Raw genomic sequence first — 21,863 nt, 5'->3', positions numbered from 1 at the left:
ACCATGCCTGAACGACCCGGCAGCCGACTCGCCCAGCGGCCCCTGCACTTCTTCATCCTCGCGGACTGCTCGGGGTCGATGGCCAGCGACGGGAAGATGCGGGCGCTCAACGCCGCGATCCGCGAGGCGCTCCCACACCTGAGCGAGGTGGCCGACGGCAACCCCCACGCCGACCTGCTGGTGCGGTGCATCGCGTTCGGCACCGGGGCCCGGTGGCACGTCGAGACCCCGACGCCGGTGGACGAGCTGGTCTGGGACGACCTGGGCAGCGGCGGCTACACCGACCTCAGTGCCGGCCTCGACCTGCTGAGGTCGGTCCTGACCGTGCCTCCGATGGAGACCCGCGCCCTGCCACCGGCCATCGTGCTGATCTCCGACGGCATGCCCACGGACGAGTACACCGAGTCGCTGGAGCGGCTCGAGGCCGAGCCGTGGGGCTCCCGCAGTGTCCGGATCGCCGTGGGGATCGGGCGAGATGCCGACCACGCGATGCTGGTGCGGTTCATGGGAGATCCCGATGCGGAGCCGATCCGCGCCAACAACCCCGAGGACCTGGTCGCGGCGATCCGCTGGGCGTCGACCCACGTCTCACGCGTCGCGTCGGCGCTCGCCCCGGCGGCCCCCGAGCCGGTGTTCAGCAGGGCTCCCCACGCCGCCGATGCCGATGCGTCCGAGGTGGTCTGGTGAGCCGAGGGGCGACCGCGTGGGTGGCCGAGGGCGCGAGCCGTCGCGGCTCCTCCCACGAGCGCACGGGCGCCCCCAACCAGGACGCGTATGCCGTGCGGCGCGTCGGCGCGTCGGTCGTCGCCGCCATCGCCGACGGACACGGAGGTCGTCGATACGTGCGCAGCCAGGTCGGGTCGACCCTGGCCGTGCGGCTGGCCATCGAGCTCGGCGCGGAGCTCCTGTCCGCGCGACGTCCCGACGCAGCAGCGGCGGCACGCGCCCTACCCGCCCGGTTGGTGCCCGCGTGGCGGGCGGCAGTGGATGAGCACTACGGCCGGCACCCGCTGACCGCCGACGAGGAGGAGAAGGCGGGGGGAGAGACCCGCGACCCGGCGATCCTGTACGGCGCGACGCTCATCGTGGCCCTGGCTGCCGACGACGTGGTCGCGGTCGCCCAGATCGGCGACGGGAGTGCCTTGGGGGCAGGTCCACAGCGCCTCGAGCACCTGGTGCCCGGTGATGACCGACTGGTCGCCAACGAGACGACCAGCCTCTGCCTTCCCACCGCGCTGGCTGACTTCCGTTGGGGCTCAGCACATTTCGACAGCGGGTCAGCCATCCTGCTGTCCACCGACGGGTACGGCAACTCGTTCGCCAGCGAGGGCTGGGAGGCCGAGGTGATGTCCGACCTGGTCGGCGAGCTGGACTCGCACGGCTTCGACGAGGTCGCGGGGTCGCTCGAGAGCTGGGCTGCCGACTCTGCGTCCGTCGGCGGCGATGACGTCACCCTGGTCCTGCTCTCACGAGCTCCCGTCGACACCCGTGGGCGCAAGCCGGGCTGGCTCGCCCTGGGAGGGCTCGGCATCCTGGCCGTGGCTGCGGCGACCGTCGTGGGACTGGGCAGCCGGGGTGACACCCCGACGCCGCGCGAGACGCCGGTCCTCGCCACCACCTCGACCCCGACTCCCGCCACGAGCGGAACCGCCACGTCGGGTGCGAGCTCCCCGACCCGCGCCACGCGATCCGACGCCCCGGCCCAGCCGGTCGACACCCCCGGAACGAGCACCGCGCCGACCACCGTTCCGCCGACCACCACCTCGGCCGCGAGCACCCCTTCACAGATGCCGGCCAAGAGCTCGTCGGCCTCGGCGAGCGACGCACCCACGGGCACCGGGTCATGAGCACCCTCGTCGTCACCACCCCGGCGGGCCGCACCGTCCACGAGCCCGGGACGAGCGTGTCCATCGGCCGTGACCACGACTGCACCATCCGCCTCGACTCACCGGTGGTCTCGCGCCACCACGGGACCTTCGAGTCCGTCGATGGCGCCTGGACGTTCCGCGACGAGTCCAGCTCGCTCGGGAGCTGGGTCGAGGGGCAGCGGGTGCGCGCGTACCCACTGTCGACCGCCGACGTGATCGTGCTGGGCCAGGGCGAGAAGGCCGTGCCCATCCGTGTCGAGACCCAGACCCTGGCGCAGCGACCCGGCGGACCCCTGGTGGCCGACCCAGCTCTGGACGCCGAGACCCTGACCACCGGCGACGAGCTGCTGCTCGAGTGCGCCGGCCAGTCCTGCCGGCTGGCGGCTGGACAGACGGCGGTCGTGGGTCGGGCAGACGACGCGACGATCGTCTCGCACAACCCGCGGGTCTCCCGCCACCACCTCGAGGTGCGCCACACCGGCACCGAGTGGGAGGTGGCGGACACCGGGAGCACCGGAGGCGTGTTCGCGCAGGGAAGGCGGGTCACCCGCATCGCCGTCAGCGGCACGGTCGAGGTCATGCTCGGCGACCCGGACGTCGGGGAGCGGCTCGTCGTGTCGAGCCAGTCACCACCAGCCCGGGCCCGGCGCGGCGACCTGCTCACCCGGCTCGGGGCGTTGGTCCCGGGTCAGCGCAGGACCGTCGCGGCAGTCGTGGCCGGGGCGTTGGTGGTGGTCGGTGTCGGTGGCTGGGGCCTCGCACGCGCGGTCTCCGGGCCGTCCGAGCCGGATCTGGACCGGCTGGCCCAGGCCACCGTCCGGGTCGTCACCGAGAGTGGGTCCGGGTCGGGAACCGTGGTCGACGCAGCGCGCGGACTCATCCTCACCAATGCCCACGTGGCGGCGCCGGATGCTCCCGGACAGGGTGTCGTGCAGGGCGTGCTGGGTCAGGCACTCACCCCGTCGCCCACGTCGATCACCATCGCCGTCTCCAGCGGCCGGGACCAACCAGCCACGGAGCGCTATCGCGCCGAGGTGGCCGCCGCCGACGGCTACCTCGACCTCGCCGTCCTGCGCATCACCGTCGACGACAAGGGCAGCGCCCTCCCCGAGGGCGCCCTCGACGACCTCGTCGACGTGGAGCTCGCCCGGTCGGCGGACGTCCGATCGGCAGATCCGGTCTGGGTGGTCGGGTTCCCGGGCCTGGCGCAGTCGGACGCCGCGACCTTCACGCGCGGGGTGGTCTCCGGCACGGTCCACGACCCGAGGCTCAAGGACGCCGTCTCGCTCTTCAACAGTGACGCCCGGCTCAACCCCGGGAACTCCGGAGGACTCGCGGCAGACGCGGACGGGCGGATCATCGCCGTGCCGACCCTCAACAAGCACACCCGCGATGACAGCCTGCTCGCGGGCCTGGTGCCGGTCGACCTGGCCCGGCCCCTGATCGACGCGGCAGCCAGGGGTCGGGCGTACACCAGCCCCTGGGTCGTCGGCGAGACCGAGGGGGCGGTCACCAGGCTGAGCCTCGGTCGCCCGGGGAGCTCGCCGGGGGTGACTGCGGGATGCGCCGAGTCCGGTGCCCGCAGCACCAGTCGGCGGCTCGGTGTCCTCGTGACGTACCAGGGCCTCGCCGACCTTCCCCACCAGGACTGGTTGGTGACGGTCAGCCGGAAGTCGGACCCGCTCCAGCGGCTGGGGCGGGTGTCGTCCGCGAGGCAGTGGCCGCTGAAGCTCCCCACTGAGGGGTGCTTCACCGCCACGATCGACATCGGCGAGCCACTCAGCCCCGGCACCTACGTCATCGAGGTGGGGCTGGGTGGCAACCACACGCGGATCGCCACCCTGACCTACACGCTGTCATGACGGATCGGTCGCGCCTCCTGCTGCTCGGGCCGGTGGACCTCCGGGTCGGGGACACCTCCCTCGTCCTCGGCGCCCCTCGCCACCGCGCGCTGCTGGCGCTGCTCGGTCTCGCAGCCGGACGGGTCAAGCCCGTGACCGCGATCGTGGACGAGCTCTGGGGCGACGACCCACCGTCGACCGTGGTCAACGTGGTGCAGGTGTATGTCGCGAGCCTCCGCAAGGTGCTCGCGCCTGCGGGACTCACGGCGTCCCTCGTGACCCAGTCGCCCGGGTACCGCCTGATGCTCCCGCCGGGCACCGTGGACGTCGAGCTCTTCGACCAGGAGCGGCGGGCCGGAGCGCGACGCGAGGCCCGCGGCGACCACCACGGCGCCGCCGCGGCATACCGCACCGCCCTCGACGAGTGGCGCGGCACCGCGCTGGCAGACCTCGACTTCGCGCCGTTCGTCGCGGTGGAGCGAAGCCAGCTCGAGGAGGCCAGACTGGCGGCCGTCGTGGGGTGGTTACGGTGCCTGGCGGCACTCGGTGTCCACGACGAGGCGATGCCGGCCGTTGAGCGGGAGCTGGCTGCCAACCCGCTCCACGAGGAGCTGTGGGGACTGCGTGCCACCATGCTCTACCAGGCCGGCCGACAGTCGGACGCCCTGACCACGCTGCGCCGAGCGCGGCGCCTGTTGTCCCGTGAGCTGGGGGTCGACCCCGGCCCGGGCCTGCTCGAGGTCGAGCGGCGGGTCCTGGCCCAGGACCCCTCCCTCACGCGGGTCGCGAAGCGGCCCCTCTCGGGATCGGCCGTGACCCACGTCGCGACCAGCGCCTCAGGGGGCTTCGCGGTGGTGCTTCCCGACGGTAGGCGCCTCGTGCTCGGCAGACGCGGAGCGGTCGTCGGGCGACACCCCGACTGCGAGATCGTCCTGGACCACCGGGACGTCAGCCGGACCCACGCCAGGATCGCCGCCACGAGTCGCGGCCACAGCGTCGAGGACCTCGGGTCGACGAACGGGACCGCGGTCAACGGTGAACCCGTCGTCCCCGGGCCCGAGGGCCGGCCCCTCTCGCACGGGGACCGCATCGAGATCGGTCCGCTGATCGTGCGCTATGAGGCCGGGCCCGCTGCGACCTCTTGATCCGGGTGACCCGGGAGACCGGCCTGCACCGCCCGGGCGTCCGGCGACACCGAGTCCGACGACCGCGCCGGCTCGACGTGGTCTGCCGGGTCCACGAGCCTGGTCACCTGCACCAGCTCGGCGCGGCCCCCAGCCACCAGGAAGCCACGACCCTGCACCATCGGCACGACGGTGGCGGGAAGTCTGACCTCCGCCGCCATGGCCGCCTCCGGCGTGGGCGCCAGGAGCAGCGCCACCCGCAGGCTGGCGAGGTACCGGGCCCACCCGTCGAAGAGCCGGGCCCAGTCGGCGGTCCGCGCCCCGACCACGGAGCGGAGCTCGGTGCCACGGGCATCTCGGAGGAGCCGGTCGAGCCGCTCGCCGGCGGACACGGGGGCTCCGATCGCCTCGGCGTCGTCGATCACCAGCACGACGGGGGCCGTGCTCGACTCGACCGCGGTGAGGAGGTCGTCGAGCTCCTCGGGGCCCTGGGCCACCGCGAGCTGGCGGGGCAGGGAAGCCCACCCACCGGCGGAACCCCGGCGGCGGGTGACGACCGCGAGGACGCGGCGCGGGTCCTCGACCAGCAGCCGGCCTGCGACGGTCTGGAGGGCGGTGGTGCGGCCGGTCAGCGACTCGCCCAGCACGACCAGGTGCGGTCCGTGGCGCGGCCCGAGCCAGACCGGAGAGGCATCGTCGCCGCCCACGCCGATCGGCACCTGGCCCGGGGGCCAGGTGTCGCGTCCGCTGGTGGCCTCCTCGCGGTGGTCGGAGGGGAGCCGGACGAGGAGGCGGGGTCGACCCTGCCCGTCGCCCCCACGCGACCGCGGCACACTCATCTGGTTGACGACCTGGACCTCGTGGCCGCCCCGGACCAGCGCCCGCCCGGGGAGGTCCTCGGGCATCTCAGCGGGGCTGAGACGCACGTCGACCACGGCGTAGTCGACGGCCTCCGGCTGCCGCAGCAGGATCTTGGTCTGGAAGTGCGAGGCCAGGGTCAGGCGCAGGTCGCTGACCTGGCCGCAGGTCATCACCACATGCACCCCGAGGCTGCGCCCCTGGGACACGAGGCTGAGCAGCTGGTCGTTGAGCCGGTCCTGGAGGATCGGCTGGCTGGCCTCACGGAAGGTCGGGTAGTCGTCGACGACGAGCACCACCCGGGCATCCACCGACGGGTCGAAGCCGTGCTCCCTGCGTTGCTCGACGACGCGCGCGACGCGGTCGACCAGGCCGGCCAGCAGCTCCAGCTCGTGGACCCCTGCGTAGCCGCCGGTGTGGGGAAGGTCCGCCACCTCCCGCAGGCTTCCGCGCCCGTCGATGACGTAGAGGTGGAGGAGCCTCGGAGGCCGGGCCGTCACGAGCTCAGCGACGATGCGTCGGACGGTCGTGGTGCGCCCCGAACGGAACACCCCGCTCACCAGCACGTTGGTGAGGGCGACGTCGAGGTCGAAGGGGCGTTGTCGCGCGGACTCCGGTTCGTCGACCAGCCCGAGCCGCACGGGGAGCCGGTCGTCCCCGTCCGACAGCGCAGCCCCGGCGCCGGCCAGGGCCGGGTCGTCAACGGCAAGGTCGTCGGTCAGGGGTGCGATCCAGAGCGAGGACGGGGCCGTCGCACCAAGGGCAGCGTGCGCGGCCACCGCCTCCGACACCAGTCGGTCGAGCTCGGTGCGCACCGGCCTCCCGACCCGGGTGTCCGGACGCCAGGTGGCTGGCGGCGGCTCCCCGAACGGCGTCACCCGCACGTCCACCGGTCCTGAGGTGGCGCTCCCGATCGTGACTCGCGCGGTCTGGAAGGCGACCAGGCTGCGCTCGGCCCCGCGCCGGAGGTAGGCCCGTCCGGGCGCGTCGTTGGGGATCTGGGCGGCGTCGCGCGAACCCAGGACCTCCATCGACTCCGCGTCGTTGACCACACGCAGGCAGAGCCAGATGTTCGTGTTCGCGCGGATGGCTGGGGTGATCACCCCTCCCGGGGACTGGGTGGCCAGCAACAGGTGGATCCCGAGACTTCTCCCTTGCGCCGCGATGGCGTCCAGCCTCGGCTTCACCCGCGGTTGTTCGGTGACCAGCAGGGCGAACTCGTCGATGACCACGAGCAGGGTGGGCATCGGCGGCGCCGCCACCAGCCGCTCGTAGGCCACGAGATCAGGCACTCCGTGCTCCGCCAGCACCCGCTTGCGGCGAGCGATCTCGGCATCCAGTGACGTGAAGGCGCGCTCGGACAGTCGCTCGGAACCATCGAGGTCCGTCACGTAGCCCACGACGTGGGGAAGCTGTTCGAAGGACGCGAAGGTGGCCCCACCCTTGAAGTCGATGAGGAACAGCACCAGTCGCTCGGGTGGGTGCTGCGCGACCAGCGAACCGATGAAGGACAGCAGGAGCTCGCTCTTGCCCGAACCGGTCGTGCCCGCGATGATCCCGTGCGGGCCGTCCCGTCGGAGGTCGACCGAGACCGGCCGTCCCTGGTCGTCCGCGCCGAAGCTGCTCTCGACGCCGGGTCCGGCGTCGAGCCAACGGTCGCCCACGGTCACCGCGTCGGAGAGCCCGGAGAGCTCGAGAACGCCCCGGGGGCCTGCCGAACCCCCGTCCAGGGACCTCGGGTCTCGCAGCCGCCCGAGGTCCACCGCGACGCGGCCGGCAGCCTCCGGAGCGACGACGGACGGGGAGAAGGGACCGATCGGACCGTCTTCCCACACGCCGTCGGCGACCACCTGACCGGAGGCGGACACGGTGCACACCACCTGGCACTCCGGCGGCAGGGACCGGGCGTCGTCGTCCAGCACCACCACGAGACCGTCGGCCGACGTGACCGCCCGGATGGCGTCGATCACCGCAGGGTGCGCCGAGCTGCCCTGTCCGACCACGAGCAGCACCCGCGCGTCTCCGCCTCCGCGCCCCGGGGCACCCAGCCGCAACGCGGCCTCGAGGTCACCCGGGTCCACGGCCCCGGTCGCCAGGAGTCGCGTCGCCGCCCGGGACACGTGGGGCAGCCACCGCACCCACCTCCAGTCAGGACCTGCACCCACGAGGACGATCCTCAGCACCGAGGGCGCGTGGAGGACGGCCGCCTCGAGCACGGCGGAGCTGACCATGCCGGTCACGGCCGGCCTGGGTCCGGCGACCCCGACGACTCCCGCGGGCGGTGTGACGATCGGGACGTCCGGGGTCGTGCGGTGGTGGTCGCGGCACGCGGCCAGCTCGTCGGCATACCGTCCGCTCGCCGGGTGACGGGCCCCCGAGCCGGTGACCTTGGCGGCGCGGGCGCGCGCTCCGGTGCCCAGACGCAGTCGGAGGAAGTCCTCGTCACCGGGGCGCCGCTCCCAGAGGCGGGGACCCTGTGCCGCCACCCACTCCGCCAGCTCAACCCGGTCGGGGCTGAGCGCCCGGAGGGTCTCGGCCTGCCTCCGTCCGATCTCCTCGAGCCGTTCGTCGAGGCGGCCGAGCTCGGTGTGGAAGGTCTTGACGCCGTGCTTGCGCCTCGACTGGTCGCCGAGGATGCCGAACCCGATGGTCGCCAGCCCGGCCACGGCCGCCACCCCGGCGAAGAGCATGGCGGCCGGGTAGCGGATCGCCACCACTCCGGCCGCCAGGACCGCGACCAGTCCCGCCGCGACCTGCCAGCCCACGCCACGCCCGGAGAGCTCGGTGCCCTCGGGCAGGTCGGGTGCTGCGACCTCGACCACCGGCACCGGCGTCGTCGACCTCGGCGGGGTGTTCACGGTGGTCTCGGCGGGGTCGGCGAAGGCTCGGTCACCCGCTGCCGCGCGGGGGGCGAGGGCCTCGTCGAACGCCGCGAGGGTCATCAGGTCACCTCGCCGGATCGGCACCGATGCCCAGGCGTCGTCGTTGCGGAGGAGCGCCCCGTCCTCACCTCGGTACAGGCTCCAGGCCGTGCGGGGGCCTGCGGTGAGGTCGAGGTAGCGCGCCAGGGACGAAGCCACGTCACCCACCGAGGCATGCTCCGGAGTGCCGAGGGTGACCGCCTGGACGGACGCCCCGGTCTCCGAGCGGACCTGGAGCTCGGTGGCGGGGGCGGCCCCACGCCGCGCCGAGACCACGGAGATGACCGTGCGCGACCGTCCGAGCATGATGGTGTCACCCGGCAACAGGGCCCTGGCGCCGTGGACGCGCTGGCCGTTCACCTTGGTGCCGTTGAAGGAGTCGAGGTCGGCCAGCACGAGGCCGTCCGCCGTGGAGGTCACGGTCGCGTGCCGGCGCGAGACGCTGGAGTCGTCGAGGAAGAGGTCGCTGGTCCGCTCCCTGCCCAGGAGTACCTCGCCCCCAACCGGGAGTCGCGCCACCTCGACGCCCTGGTGGGTGGCCACCAGCACCGCGCCGTCGGAGCCGGGCAGCGCTGCCCGGACCTCGAGGACGACCGCGGTCGACTCACCGAAGGACACCTGCCCACCGGGGCGCACCAAGGTCGGCGCACTCACCGTGCGGGCCTCGACCAGCGTCCCGGTCCGCGAACCGGAGTCGACGACCAGCACACCCCCGTCGCGAGGCTCGAGCAGGGCGTGCCGTCGCGACACCGAAGGGTCCGTCAGCCGGAGCTCGGCCTCCTGCCCTCGCCCCACCACGACGCGCGCGACCACGGTCCGGACGAGTCCCGCATCCGGACCGGACACGAATCGGAGCAGCATCCGACCGCTCATCGCCACCTTTCGCAGTGTCGGTCGACGGAGCGTCGCATCGACGGAGCCGGTCGACGCCGAGGCCTGTCCCTGAAGGCAATCTCCAATCGACCGGGTGCGGAGCCGTCGGCGGGATGAGGGCCCGCTCCCCCTTTTGCCCGATTCCCTCCCGTCGCGGCTGTGCTCGACTTCGCACAGGCCTTCCAGCCGACGCACCGGGTGGAAGAACCGGAGGAGTCGCACATGAGGCCGATGGCTGAGCGGGTGCCTTGCGCCATGGCAGCGGACCGATGACATGAGCGAGGCAGAGCAGGGGCTCGCTCGCGTGCTGCGTGGCGTCCTGGCTGACCACGGCCGACGGGTGAGCGAGCATCCAGAGCGCGTCCGCGCCCTGCTCTCGGACGCGCTGGGCGCTCGCTCGAGGGAGTGGCGCGCCGACATCGACGCCCTGGTGATGGCAGCCGAGGAGCGGGTCCCGGCCAGCCTCACGGCCGCGGTCACCGACACCGGCACCGGCACCGGCACCGGCAGTGACGACGAGGCCCTCGTGCGCGCGCTGACCCACCGCGGTCTGGCGGTCGAGACGGCCCGCGCCGCGATCGACCTGTGGCGGTCGGCCCTGACCCTGCCCCCGGCGAGCCCGACGCGGACGGCGAGCCGGCCCGGCACGGCGAGCCGGCCCGGCACGGCGAGTCGGCCCGGGACGGGGATGCCGGTCCTCGCCGAACCGGCGGCACCCACCGAGATCCCGCTGGGCGATGGTGCGCCGGCCCCCGTACCCGTTCGAGTGACGAGCGGCGCAGCCGCGGGCGCGGCCCCGGGCGCCGCGCCGCCGCCGACTCCCTCCCCCGCCGTCGGGTCGTCCGCACCGAAGGTCGTCACCATGGGCCGAGCTCGGGCCGCAGGCCTCGGCGGAGCTGCCCTGGTCGCGGCGGTGGTGGCCGGCGGGATCGGCGCCCGCCAGCTGGACCCCGCGCCGCAGGCCGCCCTGGTCGCGGCGACACCCACGGTGAGCACGTCGACGGTCACCAGCACGTCGGTGGAGACCGTCACCGTGACCGCGCCGCCCAAGGTGGTGCGGTCCACCGTCGTGATCAACGCGGCGAAGCTGCGCGCGGTCAACCTGAGCGGGACCACGCGCACCTACGTCACCTTCGCCGGTTCGGGCGGGTGCACACCCAAGCCGCCGAAGGCGGGGATCGCCTACCGGGCCTGCTCCACGTGGGACTACGTCGCGGCGAAGGGCACCGTCAAGAGCTGGAAGGTCACCTCCGCGAAGGTCATCTCCGGCACCGGCACCGCCTCCGCCGAGGGGAAGCGCGTCAACTACTACTACACCCGCAACGGCCCCTACACGGCCACGGTCCGCTACACGATCGAGGGTGGCGGCTACCTCAGCACCGGGTTCTACACGTTCAAGGTGCAGTGCAACCCGAGCTTCCCGTGCAAGCAGCGGTTCCCGTCGTGACGCAGCCCTGCGGTGGCGTCGGCCCGTGCCTTCAGCGCCTCTTCAGCGCCTCCCGGTTTCCTCGTTCCATCCACCCCCCGACGCACCGTCGGGACTGACACAAGGAGCACACCATGGCCATCGCCGGCGATCTCGAGCAGCTCATGACCCTTCAGCAGGTCTTCACCCGCAACAGCCAGTCGGTCGAGGAGCTCAGCTCCTCCATCCGGTCGCAGCTGCAGAACACCCGGTGGGAGGGCCCTGCCGCCGACCGGTTCCGCTCCGCGTGGAACACCGAGTTCGAGACGGCCCTGCGCCGCCTCGGCGAGGCCTTGTCCGACTGCTCGGCTGAGGTGAGCCGCCGCCGCGAGGCGCTCGCCCAGGCCGGTAGCTGACCTGACTGTCATGTCCCTCACCGGGATCGCCGAGGACCCCGTCGCGCTGCGTGGCACTGCCGCGCAGCTGCGGCGCGAGGCCGACGTCATCGTCTCCGCCGCGCGGTCGACCTCCCACCGGGCCGCCGGCATGGCTTACGCCGGTCCCGCCGCGGACCTCTTCCGCACCGGGATCACGGCTTCCGGAGCGGTCTCCGAGCAGCTCGGGGCTCGACTGATGGAGCTGGCCCAGTGGCTCGAGACCTGCGCGGTGCAGGCCGAGGCGGAGATCGCCGCCCGGCGCGCGGCAGGTCTGCCGTGACCACCACCGAGAGCAGGTCGACCCCCCCGACCACGTGGTCGGGGGTCGACGTGTTGCACCTCACCGACGGCGGGGAGGCCGTTGTCACGCTGTGGACCATCCCCATCCCGGCCTCGGCGCCGGTGACCTCCGAGACCCTCCTGGAGGTCGCCGCGATCCATGCGGCCGCCCTCGAGGAGGCCGGCGACTGGCAGCCCCACGACCTCGCCGAGCAGCCCGACGGGGTCGGCGGCACGTACTTCACCCGCGAGCTCACCTCGACGGGGGACGCCTCGTCCGCAGCCATGGGCGCGTACTTCCCGAGCCAGGGTGGCATCGCCGTCGCCACCGCTGTGGACCCGGGCGGCGACGACCTCGCAGCCCTCTTCGCCGAGCTGGTGGGCGCCAACCGGCCCCGGTTCCTCCTCACCGCGGAGGACGTCCTGGCCCTGGCCGAGGCGACCGGACTCGCGGCTCCGCCGGTCAGCCCCACGGCATACCCCCCGGACGCTCTCGAGGAGGTGCGGCAGGCGGCCCACCTCGCCGCCCGCGGATCGCTGCTCGCCCGCGGGCTGCTCGTCGCCGACGGCGACCGGCTGGCGCCCGTCGCCGACCTCCGCGCCGCCCTCGCCCTCCTGCTGGACGGCGACCGGCTGCTCCTGGTGTCGCAGCTGGGCACCGAGGGCGTCCACTCGACCGCGCTACTGGGTGGACGGGGAGGCGCCGTGGCGACGCTGCGGCCGGGCGCGCCGGGTCTGCTCGAGCTGGCCACCGACGGCGCGAGCCGGACGGCGTCGAGGTATGCCGCGTGGCTGACGCCGCGCGACGGTGCCGACAGCGAGGGGCTGGCGCCCTGCACCGTGAGCCTGGCCGACCTCCGGACGTGTGTCGGCAGCGAGACCGGGCCAGCACCGCTCCGTGGCGCCCGGTCGATGGTCTCCGTCCGCGGTCTGCGTCGCCGCGGCGACGACGCCGCGACCTACGAGGCCAACTGGGTCGAGGACGCCTCCGGTCGGCTGTGGTCGATCTCCGCCACGGACGACCTCGAGAAGGCGGACCTGGCGCCGGCCGATCCCGACGCGATCGGCCAGAGCCTGGCCACGGCGCTCGACTTCAGCGCCCCTTAAGGGCGACCGGGTTTCCTGACAACACCATCGAAGGAGGAGACCATGAACGACTGGATCTGGTTGGACCCACAGGAGCTCGCGAGCGCGGGCGTGCTGCTTCGCGACGTCTCCCAGGAGCTGATCGACAGCACCCACCGCACTCGAGCCGCCTGCTGTGTCACGGGGCTGGGTCGTCACGCCGGACCGCTGATGGGCGAGGCCGAGACGGTGGTGCGCCAGGTCGAGACCGTCACGGAGGTCTACCTCCGACTGGCGATCGACGTCCTGCAGCGCGCCATCGCCGCGGTCCAGGATGCCCAGATGCCATCGGCCGTGGGGAGCGTCGGCTCGGTGTCCTCGGCGATCATCGGCGGGTCGACCGTCGGCGGGTTCGTCCTCGGCGAGGCCTCGCCGGTGTCGACGGCCGTCATCGGCGGGTCGACCGTCGGCGGGTTCGTCCTCGGCGAAGCCTCCTCCGTGTCCACCGCGATCATCGGCGGCACGACCGTCGGCGGGTTCGTCATCGACAGCCCCTCTTCCGTCGGGATGTCGGTCATCGGCGGCGCCACTGTGGGCGGGTACTTCCACGGCGGGGGGAACTGGGGCAGCGGCGTGATGGCGCTGGCCCAGGCCGCCCAGAACTCCCAGGAGCGGCAGCAGGCGATCCTCGGGCGACTGCAGGCCTCCGGCGGTGGCAGCGCACCCAGCGGCGACCTGGGCACCCAGATGCTGACCAAGATGAACAACGACGCCATGCTCAAGAACATCAGGGAGAACGAGATCAAGATGGCGGCGAGCTCGCCGATCGCCGGCCTGACCCAAGCCCATGCCGCGGACCAGATCGACCACCTCGGCCGAGAGGCGAGGATCCTGGACCAGCAGGCGTGGGAGAAGAAGAGGTACGGGTACTGAGCCTCAGGCGTGGCCGTCGAACAGGCTGGTCACCGAGCCGTCCTCGAAGACCTCCTGGATCGCCCGGCTGATCAGCGGCGCGATCGACAGCACGGTCAGCTTGTCGAACTCGTGGGCCTCGTCGATCGGCAGCGTGTTGGTCACGATGACCTCGGAGGCGCTGCAGTTCTTGAGCCGGTCGATCGCCGGGCCGGAGAGGATCGCGTGGGTCGCGGCGATGACCACGCCCGCGGCGCCGTCGGCCATCAGGGCGTCGGCGGCCTTGGTGATGGTGCCGCCGGTGTCGATCATGTCGTCGACCAGGACACAGACGCGGCCTTTGACCTCACCGACGACGCGGTTGGCGACGGTCTCGTTGGGGCGGTTGATGTCACGGGTCTTGTGGATGAAGGCCAGCGGCGCTCCCCCGAGCCGCTGCGACCACTGCTCGGCGACCTTGATCCGGCCGGCGTCGGGCGAGACGACCGCGAGCTTCTCGTGTCCGTACTTGTCGGCGACGTGGTCCGCGAGGATCGGCAGCGCCATGAGGTGGTCGACCGGGCCGTCGAAGAAGCCCTGGATCTGGGCCGTGTGCAGGTCCACCGCCATCAGCCGGTTCGCGCCGGCCGTCTTGAACAGGTCGGCCATCAGCCGGGCCGAGATCGGCTCCCGACCGCGGTGCTTCTTGTCCTGCCGGGCATAGCCGTAGAAGGGCAGCACGACCGTGATCCGCTTGGCGCTGGCCCGCTTGAGCGCGTCGATCATGATGAGCTGCTCCATGATCGCCTCGTTGATGGGCGTCGTGTGGCTCTGGATGACGAACGCGTCGGACCCGCGCACCGACTCCTCGTAGCGCACGTAGATCTCGCCGTTGGCGAAGTCGTAGGCACTGGTCGGGACCAGCCCGGTGCCGAGCATGCTCGCCACCTCTTCGGCGAGCTCGGGGTTGGCTCGCCCGGTGAAGACCATCAGGTTCTTCTCGGTGGTCTTGGTGATGCCGGTCACGCCTGGGCCTGCCCTTCGCTGGAGTCTTCGGTATGCCGCGGGCTCGCCTCGGCGGCGTCGTCGCCCTGGGGTCCGGCGTCGTTCGCGAGCGCGGCGGCTGCCGCCTCGGCGGTCTTCGTGCCGGCCCGGGCCCGGGCGACCCAGCCGTCGATGTTGCGCTGGCGGCCCCGGGCCACCGCGATCTGCCCGGGGTCGACGTCACCGGTGAGCGCGGACCCGGCGCCGACGTAGGCGCCGTCGGCGATGGTCACGGGCGCGATGAGGACGGTGTCGGAGCCGACGAAGCTGTGCCGGCCCACGGTGGTGTGGTGCTTCGCCACCCCGTCGTAGTTGGCGAAGATGGTGCCCGCCCCGATGTTGGCGCCTTCCCCGATCGTGGCGTCACCGGCATACGTGAGGTGCGGGACCTTGGCCCCGGCGCCGATCTTGGCGTTCTTCGTCTCGACGAACCCGCCGATCTTGCCCTTCGGCCCGAGCTCGGTGCCCGGTCGCAGGTAGGAGAACGGGCCGACGGTGGCCCCCTCCCCGATGACGGCGAGGAGCGCCTCGGTCCGCTTGACCTCGGCGGCCTCCCCGACCTCGGTGTCGGTGAGCGTGGTGTCGGGGCCGATGGTGGCGCGCGCCCCGATCGTGGTCGCACCCAGCAGCTGCGTGCCGGGGAGGATCGTCACGTCGCGACCGATGGTGACGTCGCTGTCGATCCACGTCGTGTCCGGGTCGATGATCGTCACGCCCTCGCGCATCCAGCGTTCGGTGGTGCGACGGTTGAGCTCCTTGCCGAGTCGGGCGAGCTGGACCCGGTCGTTGACGCCCTCGGTCTGCCAGAGGTCGCCGATCAGGTGGGCACTGACCCGGCCACCGGCCTTGCGCGCGATGGCGAGGACGTCAGTGAGGTACTTCTCGCCCTGGACGTTGTCCGTCCCCACCTGGCCGAGCGCCTCGACCAGGACGGCCGCGTCGAACGCGTAGATCCCGGAGTTGATCTCGGTGATGGCGAGTTGCTCGTCGGTCGCGTCCTTCTGCTCGACGATCCCCTCGACGCCGTCGTCGGCGCCGCGCAGGATCCGTCCGTAGCCGGTCGGGTCGTCGAGGTGGGCGGTGATGACCGTGACCGCGCTCTGGGTTGCCACATGCTCCTCGACCAGGGACTGGAGGGTGTCGCCGGCCAGCAGCGGCACGTCGCCGTAGGTCACGAGGACGGTGCCCTCGAGCCCGGCGGGCAGCGCGGCGAGGGCGCACTCCGTGGCCCGGCCGGTGCCCTTGACGTCGTCCTGGTCGGCGATCACGGCACCGGGGTCGACCTCGGCGACGTGTGCCGCCACCAGGTCGCGCTCGTGGCGGACCACCACCGCGAGGTGCTCGGGATTGACCGCGCGTGCTGCGGCGATCGCGTGCCCGACGAGGGTCCGGCCCCCGATGCGGTGCAGGACCTTGGGGGTCGCGGACTTCATCCGGGTGCCCTCACCGGCGGCGAGGACGATGACTGCGGCGAGGCGGTGCGATCCGGTGGGGCTGTTCACGCGCGAGGCTCCAGCGATCTGGTCGGGTGCGACGGGACGGGCGTCATGCTACCCGCCGGTCGGACCCCGTTCGTCCAACGGTCAACCACCCCGGGTCGTGACAAATCACCACGACACGCACTCCGGCTCATACCGAGGGTGGAGACAGCCGTCGCCCTTCGACGCGATCCGGTCCCCGCTCGGGCTGGTGAGACTGGAGTTCCGTCTCAGGGAACGTTGGAAGGGGAATCATGAGGACACTCACCATCAACAGGTGGACCTTGCCGGCTGCAGGCGCCGCCATGGTCGCCGCGGCGGCGATCGCCATCAGCATGGGCCCGGCGCAGGCCGCCGACACCATGCTCGTGCACGTCAAGCAGTCCAGCATCGCCGACCACGCGGGTGACTGCCCCGATGGCATCATCGGCGCCCACTTCGTCATCACCCAGATCGCCTCGGGCCCCGCCACGATCGATGTCCAGCTCGCCGACGGCAGCTCGCAGACCGTGGACCGGTGGAAGCAGAGCGGCACCGTCGCCCACTACAACGCCTACTTCACCGGCACCACCGTCACGGACGCGACCGCCTACGTCCCGACCAGCTGGACCGGCCAGTTCAACCTGTCCAACTTCATCTGTGGTCCCAGCACGTCGACGTCATCGAGCTCCTCGAGCTCGAGCTCGTCCTCACAGCCGACGAGCTGACCCGACCACCTGCCCGTCCGGCAGGTCAGCACCCCCAGAACGAAGGGCCCGACCACCACCTCGTCCACGTCGAGGTCAGGAGGTCGGGCCCTTCCGCGTCCCCGAGGGGCCGGGGGCGCGGCTGGCGTGTGGGTCAGGAGGCGACGGTCGGCGCCTGGCCCGGGTAGGTGGGGCCGGCGGGCCGGGCTGCCTGGGCGGTGGCCACGCTCTCGGACGGCATGAGGATCCAGAGGATCGGGTAGATGAGGATCTGGCTGCCGGGGATCACCATCAGCAGCAGCACGAACAGGATCCGCGCGGGCCACGGCGCGATGCCGAACCGGCGACCGAGGCCGGACGCGACGCCGCCGAGGACGCGCTCGTCACGCGGTCGGACCAGGCCCTGCTGGGCGAAGCTCGAGTGGATGTCCTTCATGGGTGGAGCACTTCCTTCGGTTGGCGCCAGGGGCTCTCCCTGACACCTCAAGAGTGCTCGCGGGCGGGCGGCCCGGCCATCGGGTGCGCCCCTGACCCGACCCCGGTTTGTCCGACCGGCCGCTCAGGGTGGACTCGGTGCGCACTCAGGGTCGGGCCAGCTCGGCGGAAGGGCACAAACCTGCAGGTCACCCTTGGTTTGGGACCGTGCGACGAAGGCGCCGACCATGACGTATCTTGTCTCTAATTTTGAGAGAGCGGAAGCACGTGTCGGAAGTGTCAGTCACCGGATCCAGAGGCGCCCTGCTCGGGGGGCGGTACCGCCTCATGGACGAGATCGGGCGAGGCTCGGTGGGGACCGTCTTCCGGGCGAGGGACGAGTTCCTGGGCCGGGACGTCGCGGTCAAGCTCATCGAGCCGAAGCTGCTCGACGCGGCGGACCTGCGCCGCGACGAGGACGAGGTGAAGCTCCTCGCCCGCCTCAACCACCACTGCCTCGTCACCCTCTTCGACGCCGGCTCGGACCTGTCGGACCCGCAGCATCCGCGGATCTACCTCGTCATGGAGCTCGTCGACGGGCCCGACCTGCGCGACCGGCTGGCCCGCGGACCCCTGCCGGCCGTCGACGTCGCGCAGCTCGGTCGCGACATGGCCAAGGCCCTCGCCTACGTCCACGACCACGGCGTCATCCACCGCGACGTGAAGCCGGCCAACGTCATGGTCTTCGACTACGGCAAGACCGCTACCCGGCTCCGCGCGAAGCTCACGGACTTCGGTATCGCTGTCCTGGTCGAGTCTCCCCTCACCGACGGCAACGGCGCCTTCGTCGGGACTGCCGCGTACGTCAGTCCCGAACAGGCCAAGGGCGAGCCCCTCGGGCCACCCAGCGACGTCTACTCCCTTGGCCTGGTGTTGCTCGAGTGCCTCACCGGTGTACGGGCCTTCCCGGGGGACCCGCTGCCCAGCGCCCTCGCCCGGCTGCTCCAGCGTCCCGAGATCCCGGTCGACCTCGACGCACAGTGGACCTGGCTGCTGAGGGCGATGACGGCGACCGACCCGGACGCGCGGCCGTCCGCGCGCGATGCAGCCCTGGCCCTCGGTGAGCTCGCCATCGCCGAGTACGGTCGGCTCGCGGACACTCGACCGGCCTCGCTCACCGACGAGGTGGCGAGGATGGAGGCCGTTCGACGCTTCCAGATCCTCGACACGCCCGAGGACGGGGCCTTCGACCGGATCACGGCGCTGGCTGCCCGACTCTTCTCCGTGCCCATCGCCATCGTCAGCGTCGTGGACGAGGACCGCATCTGGTTCAAGTCGCACCATGGCCTGGACGTCAACCAGATCGACCGGGAACCGGGACTGTGCGCCTCGGCTGTCCGGCAACCCGAACCGTGGATCATCGAGGACGCTCGCCTCGACCCACGGACGCTGTCCAACCCCCTGGTGGCAGGGGAGCTCGGGCTGCAGTTCTATGCCGGCATCCCGCTGCGGACCCGCGACGGGTACAACCTGGGCACGCTGTGCATCATCGACCGCGCCCCACGGACGCTGTCGGCTGCAGAGGTCCTGACGCTCGAGGACCTCGCCGCCATCGTCATGCACGACCTCGAGCAACGACTGCAGAACCTGCAGTCCGCCTGACCACGTTGGCGCATCGCCACCTGCCACGGCGGGGTCCGAAACCACGACGTCCGTCGCACAAGATGTGCAAGGTGAAGAACGATCCGCCGGAAAGGATCAACCCGGATGGGCACATCATCCTGGATGGGCAGCCTGCTCAGGTGAGGTCGACGCTCCTCGACGGTTCGATGTGAACGCGCCGGGGATCTCCGGCGGGTTCACATCGAACCAAGGGTTATCTGGCTCCCCGGGTAGGAATCGAACCTACGTCGCTAATCCTGATTCAAAGTCAGGCGGGCCTTGCCAGCAGACCAACCGGGGAACGCCCCCAACGGGGACCCGCCAAGGGTAGCCAAGCACGCGGCATACCTCGGCACCGCCGCAGTCGGCCGGTGACCTGAGGCGCCCGACAACCGGGCGCGCGGTCACGATGACAACCTACGAATCCGTAGGTTACGGTTTCGTAAGTTGACGATGCCTCCAGGCGACCACGAAGGAAGGTTCCCCGGCGATGACCACCGCGACCCCCTCCGCACAGTCCGCTCCCGCGACACCGCCCCCTGCGACCCAGACCGTCGAACCGGAGCTGAAGCGCGGCGGTGAGCAGGTCGCCCTGGCGCTCTTCATCGGCATCCCGTTCCTCGCCCTGCTCGCGGCCGTCCCGGTGGCCTGGGGGTGGGGCCTGGGCTGGCACGACATCGTCATCTTCGTCGTGATGTACGCGATCGCCGGCCACGGCATCACCGTCGGCTACCACCGCCACTTCACGCACGGGTCGTTCAAGGCCAACCGCGGCCTCAAGATCGCGCTGGCCGTCGCCGGCTCGATGGCCATCCAGGGACCGGTCGTGCGCTGGGTGGCCGACCACCGTCGCCACCACGCCTTCTCCGACCGCGACGGCGACCCGCACAGCCCGTGGCGCTACGGCGAGACCATCCCGGCGCTCGCCAAGGGGCTCTGGTGGGCGCACACCGGGTGGCTGTTCGACATCGAGCAGACGCCCAGGAGCAAGTACGCCCCCGACCTCGTCGCCGACCCCGACCTGCAGAAGGTCGACCGCGCCTTCCCGCTCATCGTCGCCGGCTCGATGCTGCTCCCCGCGGTCGTCGGTGGGCTCTGGTCGATGAGCTGGCAGGGCGCCCTGACCGCCTTCTTCTGGGCCTCGCTCGTGCGCGTCTCGCTGCTGCACCACGTGACCTGGTCGATCAACTCGATCTGCCACACCATCGGCGAGCGGCCGTTCAAGAGCCGCGACAGGTCGGGCAACGTCTGGTGGCTGGCCTTCCTGTCGATGGGCGAGTCGTGGCACAACCTGCACCACGCCGACCCGACCTGCGCCCGGCACGGCGTCGAGAAGGGCCAGATCGACTCGACGGCTCGGGTCATCTGGGCGTTCGAGAAGCTCGGCTGGGCCACCGATGTGCGCTGGCCGGTGGCCAAGCGGATCGACGCCCGCCGGGTCGCCGCTGCCTGAGGCAGCCTGGGGCGCCCTCAGGGAGCCTGCGTCAGCAGGCGACGGAACGCCCCGACCTCCGGCGCCTGCCAGTCGACGTGGTCGTTGCGCCAGCCCTCGAGATCGCGAAACTCGTTGGCCTGGTTGGCCATCGCGTGACCGATCACCTTGTCGTCGGAGATCGCGAACCGGCGCTGCAGGTGCTCGACGAGAGCGACCCCGGCGGCCGCCTGCGCCCGGCGGGCCAGCACCTGCTGGGTGGCCCAACGGGGGTCGTGCCCGCGCGAGGACTGGACGAACTCGATGCCGATCGCGACGTGGTTGAGCCCCACGGTGTGGCGGCAGACCAGGGTCGGCGGCACCAGCTCGTGGATCGTGCCGTCCTGGTCGACGACGAAGTGCGCGCAGGTCCCCGGCTCCTCGCCCCGGTTGGGCAGGTCCGCCTCGAACAGCGAACGCACGGAGGAGTATGTGTCACTCTCGCTGTAGTGCAGCACGATCATCGTGGGCCGCAGCCGCGAGGTGCGCGTCCCGTAGTGACGTGCTGCATATGCCGCGGTCTCGGCCTTGCGCGGCGCACCGAACGTCAGGTGGTCGGCGACGATGCGAGGCGCGGCCGGGACGTCGAGGGCTGGCGCAGTCGTGGTCGGGCTCGGTGCCGGACTCACGGGCGAGGCGCCCGCGCCCGTGGGTGCCGCTGACGACGGCGCGCCAGCGCGGACGCCGGACACCCAGCCGCGCGTCGCGGACCCGGCCCGCCCGAGCAGCCCCTGGTCGAGGGCCACCCCGAGCACCAGCAAGGCGACCACGACCGCGGTCGCCATCGCCACCCGTCGTGCTCCCCCGGCATACCCGGCTCCGCCCTTCACGACCACCACGCTACGCAGGAGGCATGATGGACCGCGTGACCGACGCCCGCGAGAAGTCCCCGACCCCGAGCTCCCGCTCTCGCATGACGGGCAAGCAACGGCGCGAGCAGCTCATCGAGGTCGGTCGGAAACTGTTCGCGGACAAGGGTTTCGAGGGCACGACGGTCGAGGAGATCGCGGCCAAGGCGAGTGTCTCGAAGCCGGTCGTCTACGAGCACTTCGGTGGCAAGGAAGGCCTCTATGCCGTCGTCGTCGACCGGGAGATCGCCGCGCTGCTCGGGGGGATCACCGGCGCCCTCAGCGCCGAGCTCAACAGCCGGGAGACCCTCGAACGGGCCGCGGGCGCCCTGCTCGACTACATCGAGAGCAACACCGACGGCTTCCGGATCCTCGTGCGCGACAGCCCGGCCGGGCAGTCGACCGGGTCGTTCGCGAGCCTCATCTCCGACGTCGCGAGCCAGGTCGAGCACATCCTCGCGGCGGAGTTCAAGCGTCGCCGGCTCGACCCGAAGACCGCTCCGCTCTACGCGCAGATGCTCGTCGGGATGGTGGCGCTGACCGGCCAGTGGTGGCTGGACTCGCGCAAGATGAAGAAGGCCGACGTCGCGGCCCACCTGGTCAACCTGGCCTGGAACGGCCTCGCCGGACTCGAGAAGAAGCCCGGCCTCATCAGCGCGGACTGACCGTCGTCAGCGCGGACTGCCGCGGCCGGCGCG

18 protein-coding genes and 1 tRNA gene are annotated in these 21,863 nt (G+C 72.0%); 13 read left to right on the top strand and 6 right to left on the bottom strand.

Going from position 1 to position 21,863, the window contains the following annotated elements:
• The first annotated feature begins 3 nt into the window (after positions 1 to 3).
• The 4 genes from ASG95_RS04280 to ASG95_RS04265 are packed head-to-tail and all read left to right on the top strand — an operon-like array spanning position 4 to position 4,854.
• Entirely contained in the window at positions 4 to 687 is a 684-nt protein-coding gene (locus ASG95_RS04280; RefSeq protein WP_056923133.1) for a hypothetical protein, read from the top strand.
• The gene (locus tag ASG95_RS04275; RefSeq protein ID WP_057376686.1) at positions 684 to 1,847 is read left to right on the top strand and encodes a PP2C family serine/threonine-protein phosphatase; all 1,164 of its coding nucleotides are present in this window, start codon (positions 684 to 686) and stop codon (positions 1,845 to 1,847) included. The genes ASG95_RS04280 and ASG95_RS04275 overlap by 4 nt, the downstream gene beginning before the upstream one ends.
• Complete coding sequence (locus ASG95_RS04270; protein WP_057376685.1) at positions 1,844 to 3,730, top strand: FHA domain-containing protein; 1,887 nt, start codon at positions 1,844 to 1,846, stop codon at positions 3,728 to 3,730. The genes ASG95_RS04275 and ASG95_RS04270 overlap by 4 nt, the downstream gene beginning before the upstream one ends.
• Positions 3,727 to 4,854, top strand: coding sequence for a BTAD domain-containing putative transcriptional regulator (locus ASG95_RS04265; RefSeq protein WP_057376684.1), 1,128 nt, complete (start codon positions 3,727 to 3,729; stop codon positions 4,852 to 4,854). Before ASG95_RS04270 ends, ASG95_RS04265 begins: the two co-directional genes overlap by 4 nt.
• On the opposite strand, the gene ASG95_RS04260 is transcribed toward ASG95_RS04265, so the two are convergent.
• Positions 4,824 to 9,485, bottom strand: a complete 4,662-nt coding sequence (locus ASG95_RS04260; protein WP_057376683.1) for an FtsK/SpoIIIE domain-containing protein — start codon at positions 9,483 to 9,485, stop codon at positions 4,824 to 4,826. The genes ASG95_RS04265 and ASG95_RS04260 overlap by 31 nt on opposite strands.
• A gap of 274 nt (positions 9,486 to 9,759) precedes the next feature.
• Between ASG95_RS04260 and ASG95_RS21580 the strand changes: the two genes are divergently transcribed.
• From ASG95_RS21580 to ASG95_RS04235, 5 genes are all read left to right on the top strand, one after another.
• Complete coding sequence (locus ASG95_RS21580; RefSeq protein ID WP_057376682.1) at positions 9,760 to 10,932, top strand: hypothetical protein; 1,173 nt, start codon at positions 9,760 to 9,762, stop codon at positions 10,930 to 10,932.
• A 113-nt stretch (positions 10,933 to 11,045) separates the two neighbouring features.
• A complete protein-coding gene (locus ASG95_RS04250) occupies positions 11,046 to 11,306 on the top strand; it encodes a WXG100 family type VII secretion target (RefSeq protein ID WP_056923139.1) in 261 nt (86 codons plus the stop codon).
• Between the two features lie 10 nt (positions 11,307 to 11,316).
• Positions 11,317 to 11,607 carry a hypothetical protein gene (locus ASG95_RS04245; RefSeq protein WP_056923140.1) on the top strand — a complete coding sequence of 97 codons (291 nt, stop codon included), beginning with the start codon at positions 11,317 to 11,319 and terminating at the stop codon, positions 11,605 to 11,607.
• A complete protein-coding gene (locus tag ASG95_RS04240) occupies positions 11,604 to 12,713 on the top strand; it encodes a hypothetical protein (RefSeq protein ID WP_057376681.1) in 1,110 nt (369 codons plus the stop codon). The genes ASG95_RS04245 and ASG95_RS04240 overlap by 4 nt, the downstream gene beginning before the upstream one ends.
• Positions 12,714 to 12,755: 42 nt before the next feature.
• Entirely contained in the window at positions 12,756 to 13,604 is an 849-nt protein-coding gene (locus ASG95_RS04235) for a hypothetical protein (RefSeq protein WP_057376680.1), read from the top strand.
• 3 nt (positions 13,605 to 13,607) lie between these two features.
• On the opposite strand, the gene ASG95_RS04230 is transcribed toward ASG95_RS04235, so the two are convergent.
• Positions 13,608 to 14,588 carry a ribose-phosphate diphosphokinase gene (locus tag ASG95_RS04230; RefSeq protein WP_057376679.1) on the bottom strand — a complete coding sequence of 327 codons (981 nt, stop codon included), beginning with the start codon at positions 14,586 to 14,588 and terminating at the stop codon, positions 13,608 to 13,610.
• On the bottom strand, positions 14,585 to 16,039 hold the full coding sequence (gene glmU / locus ASG95_RS04225) for a bifunctional UDP-N-acetylglucosamine diphosphorylase/glucosamine-1-phosphate N-acetyltransferase GlmU (protein ID WP_057378712.1): 1,455 nt from the start codon (positions 16,037 to 16,039) through the stop codon (positions 14,585 to 14,587). The genes ASG95_RS04230 and glmU overlap by 4 nt, the downstream gene beginning before the upstream one ends.
• A gap of 299 nt (positions 16,040 to 16,338) precedes the next feature.
• Here glmU and ASG95_RS04220 point away from each other — a divergent pair, with 299 nt between their 5' ends.
• Positions 16,339 to 16,791, top strand: coding sequence for a hypothetical protein (locus tag ASG95_RS04220; RefSeq protein WP_157581720.1), 453 nt, complete (start codon positions 16,339 to 16,341; stop codon positions 16,789 to 16,791).
• 133 nt (positions 16,792 to 16,924) lie between these two features.
• Here ASG95_RS04220 and ASG95_RS04215 read toward each other — a convergent pair whose 3' ends face one another.
• Positions 16,925 to 17,206, bottom strand: a complete 282-nt coding sequence (locus ASG95_RS04215) for a PspC domain-containing protein (RefSeq protein ID WP_057376677.1) — start codon at positions 17,204 to 17,206, stop codon at positions 16,925 to 16,927.
• Between the two features lie 266 nt (positions 17,207 to 17,472).
• Here ASG95_RS04215 and ASG95_RS04210 point away from each other — a divergent pair, with 266 nt between their 5' ends.
• Positions 17,473 to 18,846, top strand: coding sequence for a GAF domain-containing serine/threonine-protein kinase (locus ASG95_RS04210; RefSeq protein ID WP_235543354.1), 1,374 nt, complete (start codon positions 17,473 to 17,475; stop codon positions 18,844 to 18,846).
• A 219-nt stretch (positions 18,847 to 19,065) separates the two neighbouring features.
• Here ASG95_RS04210 and ASG95_RS04205 read toward each other — a convergent pair.
• Positions 19,066 to 19,147 (bottom strand) — tRNA-Gln (locus ASG95_RS04205).
• A 189-nt stretch (positions 19,148 to 19,336) separates the two neighbouring features.
• Between ASG95_RS04205 and ASG95_RS04200 the strand changes: the two genes are divergently transcribed.
• Positions 19,337 to 20,299: a fatty acid desaturase gene (locus ASG95_RS04200; RefSeq protein ID WP_057376676.1), complete on the top strand. Its 963-nt coding sequence runs from the start codon at positions 19,337 to 19,339 to the stop codon at positions 20,297 to 20,299.
• A gap of 17 nt (positions 20,300 to 20,316) precedes the next feature.
• On the opposite strand, the gene ASG95_RS04195 is transcribed toward ASG95_RS04200, so the two are convergent.
• Complete coding sequence (locus ASG95_RS04195) at positions 20,317 to 21,147, bottom strand: peptidoglycan recognition family protein (RefSeq protein WP_157581719.1); 831 nt, start codon at positions 21,145 to 21,147, stop codon at positions 20,317 to 20,319.
• Positions 21,148 to 21,230: 83 nt separating this feature from the next.
• On the opposite strand from ASG95_RS04195, the gene ASG95_RS04190 reads away from it, so the two are divergent.
• Positions 21,231 to 21,830 carry a TetR/AcrR family transcriptional regulator gene (locus tag ASG95_RS04190; RefSeq protein ID WP_200961326.1) on the top strand — a complete coding sequence of 200 codons (600 nt, stop codon included), beginning with the start codon at positions 21,231 to 21,233 and terminating at the stop codon, positions 21,828 to 21,830.
• Positions 21,831 to 21,863: the final 33 nt, after the last annotated feature.

The organism is Phycicoccus sp. Soil803 (genome assembly GCF_001429685.1).
Classification (GTDB): domain Bacteria; phylum Actinomycetota; class Actinomycetes; order Actinomycetales; family Dermatophilaceae; genus Pedococcus.
Note: the sequence above shows the minus strand (reverse complement) of the source record. Positions and strands in the feature narration are given on the sequence as shown.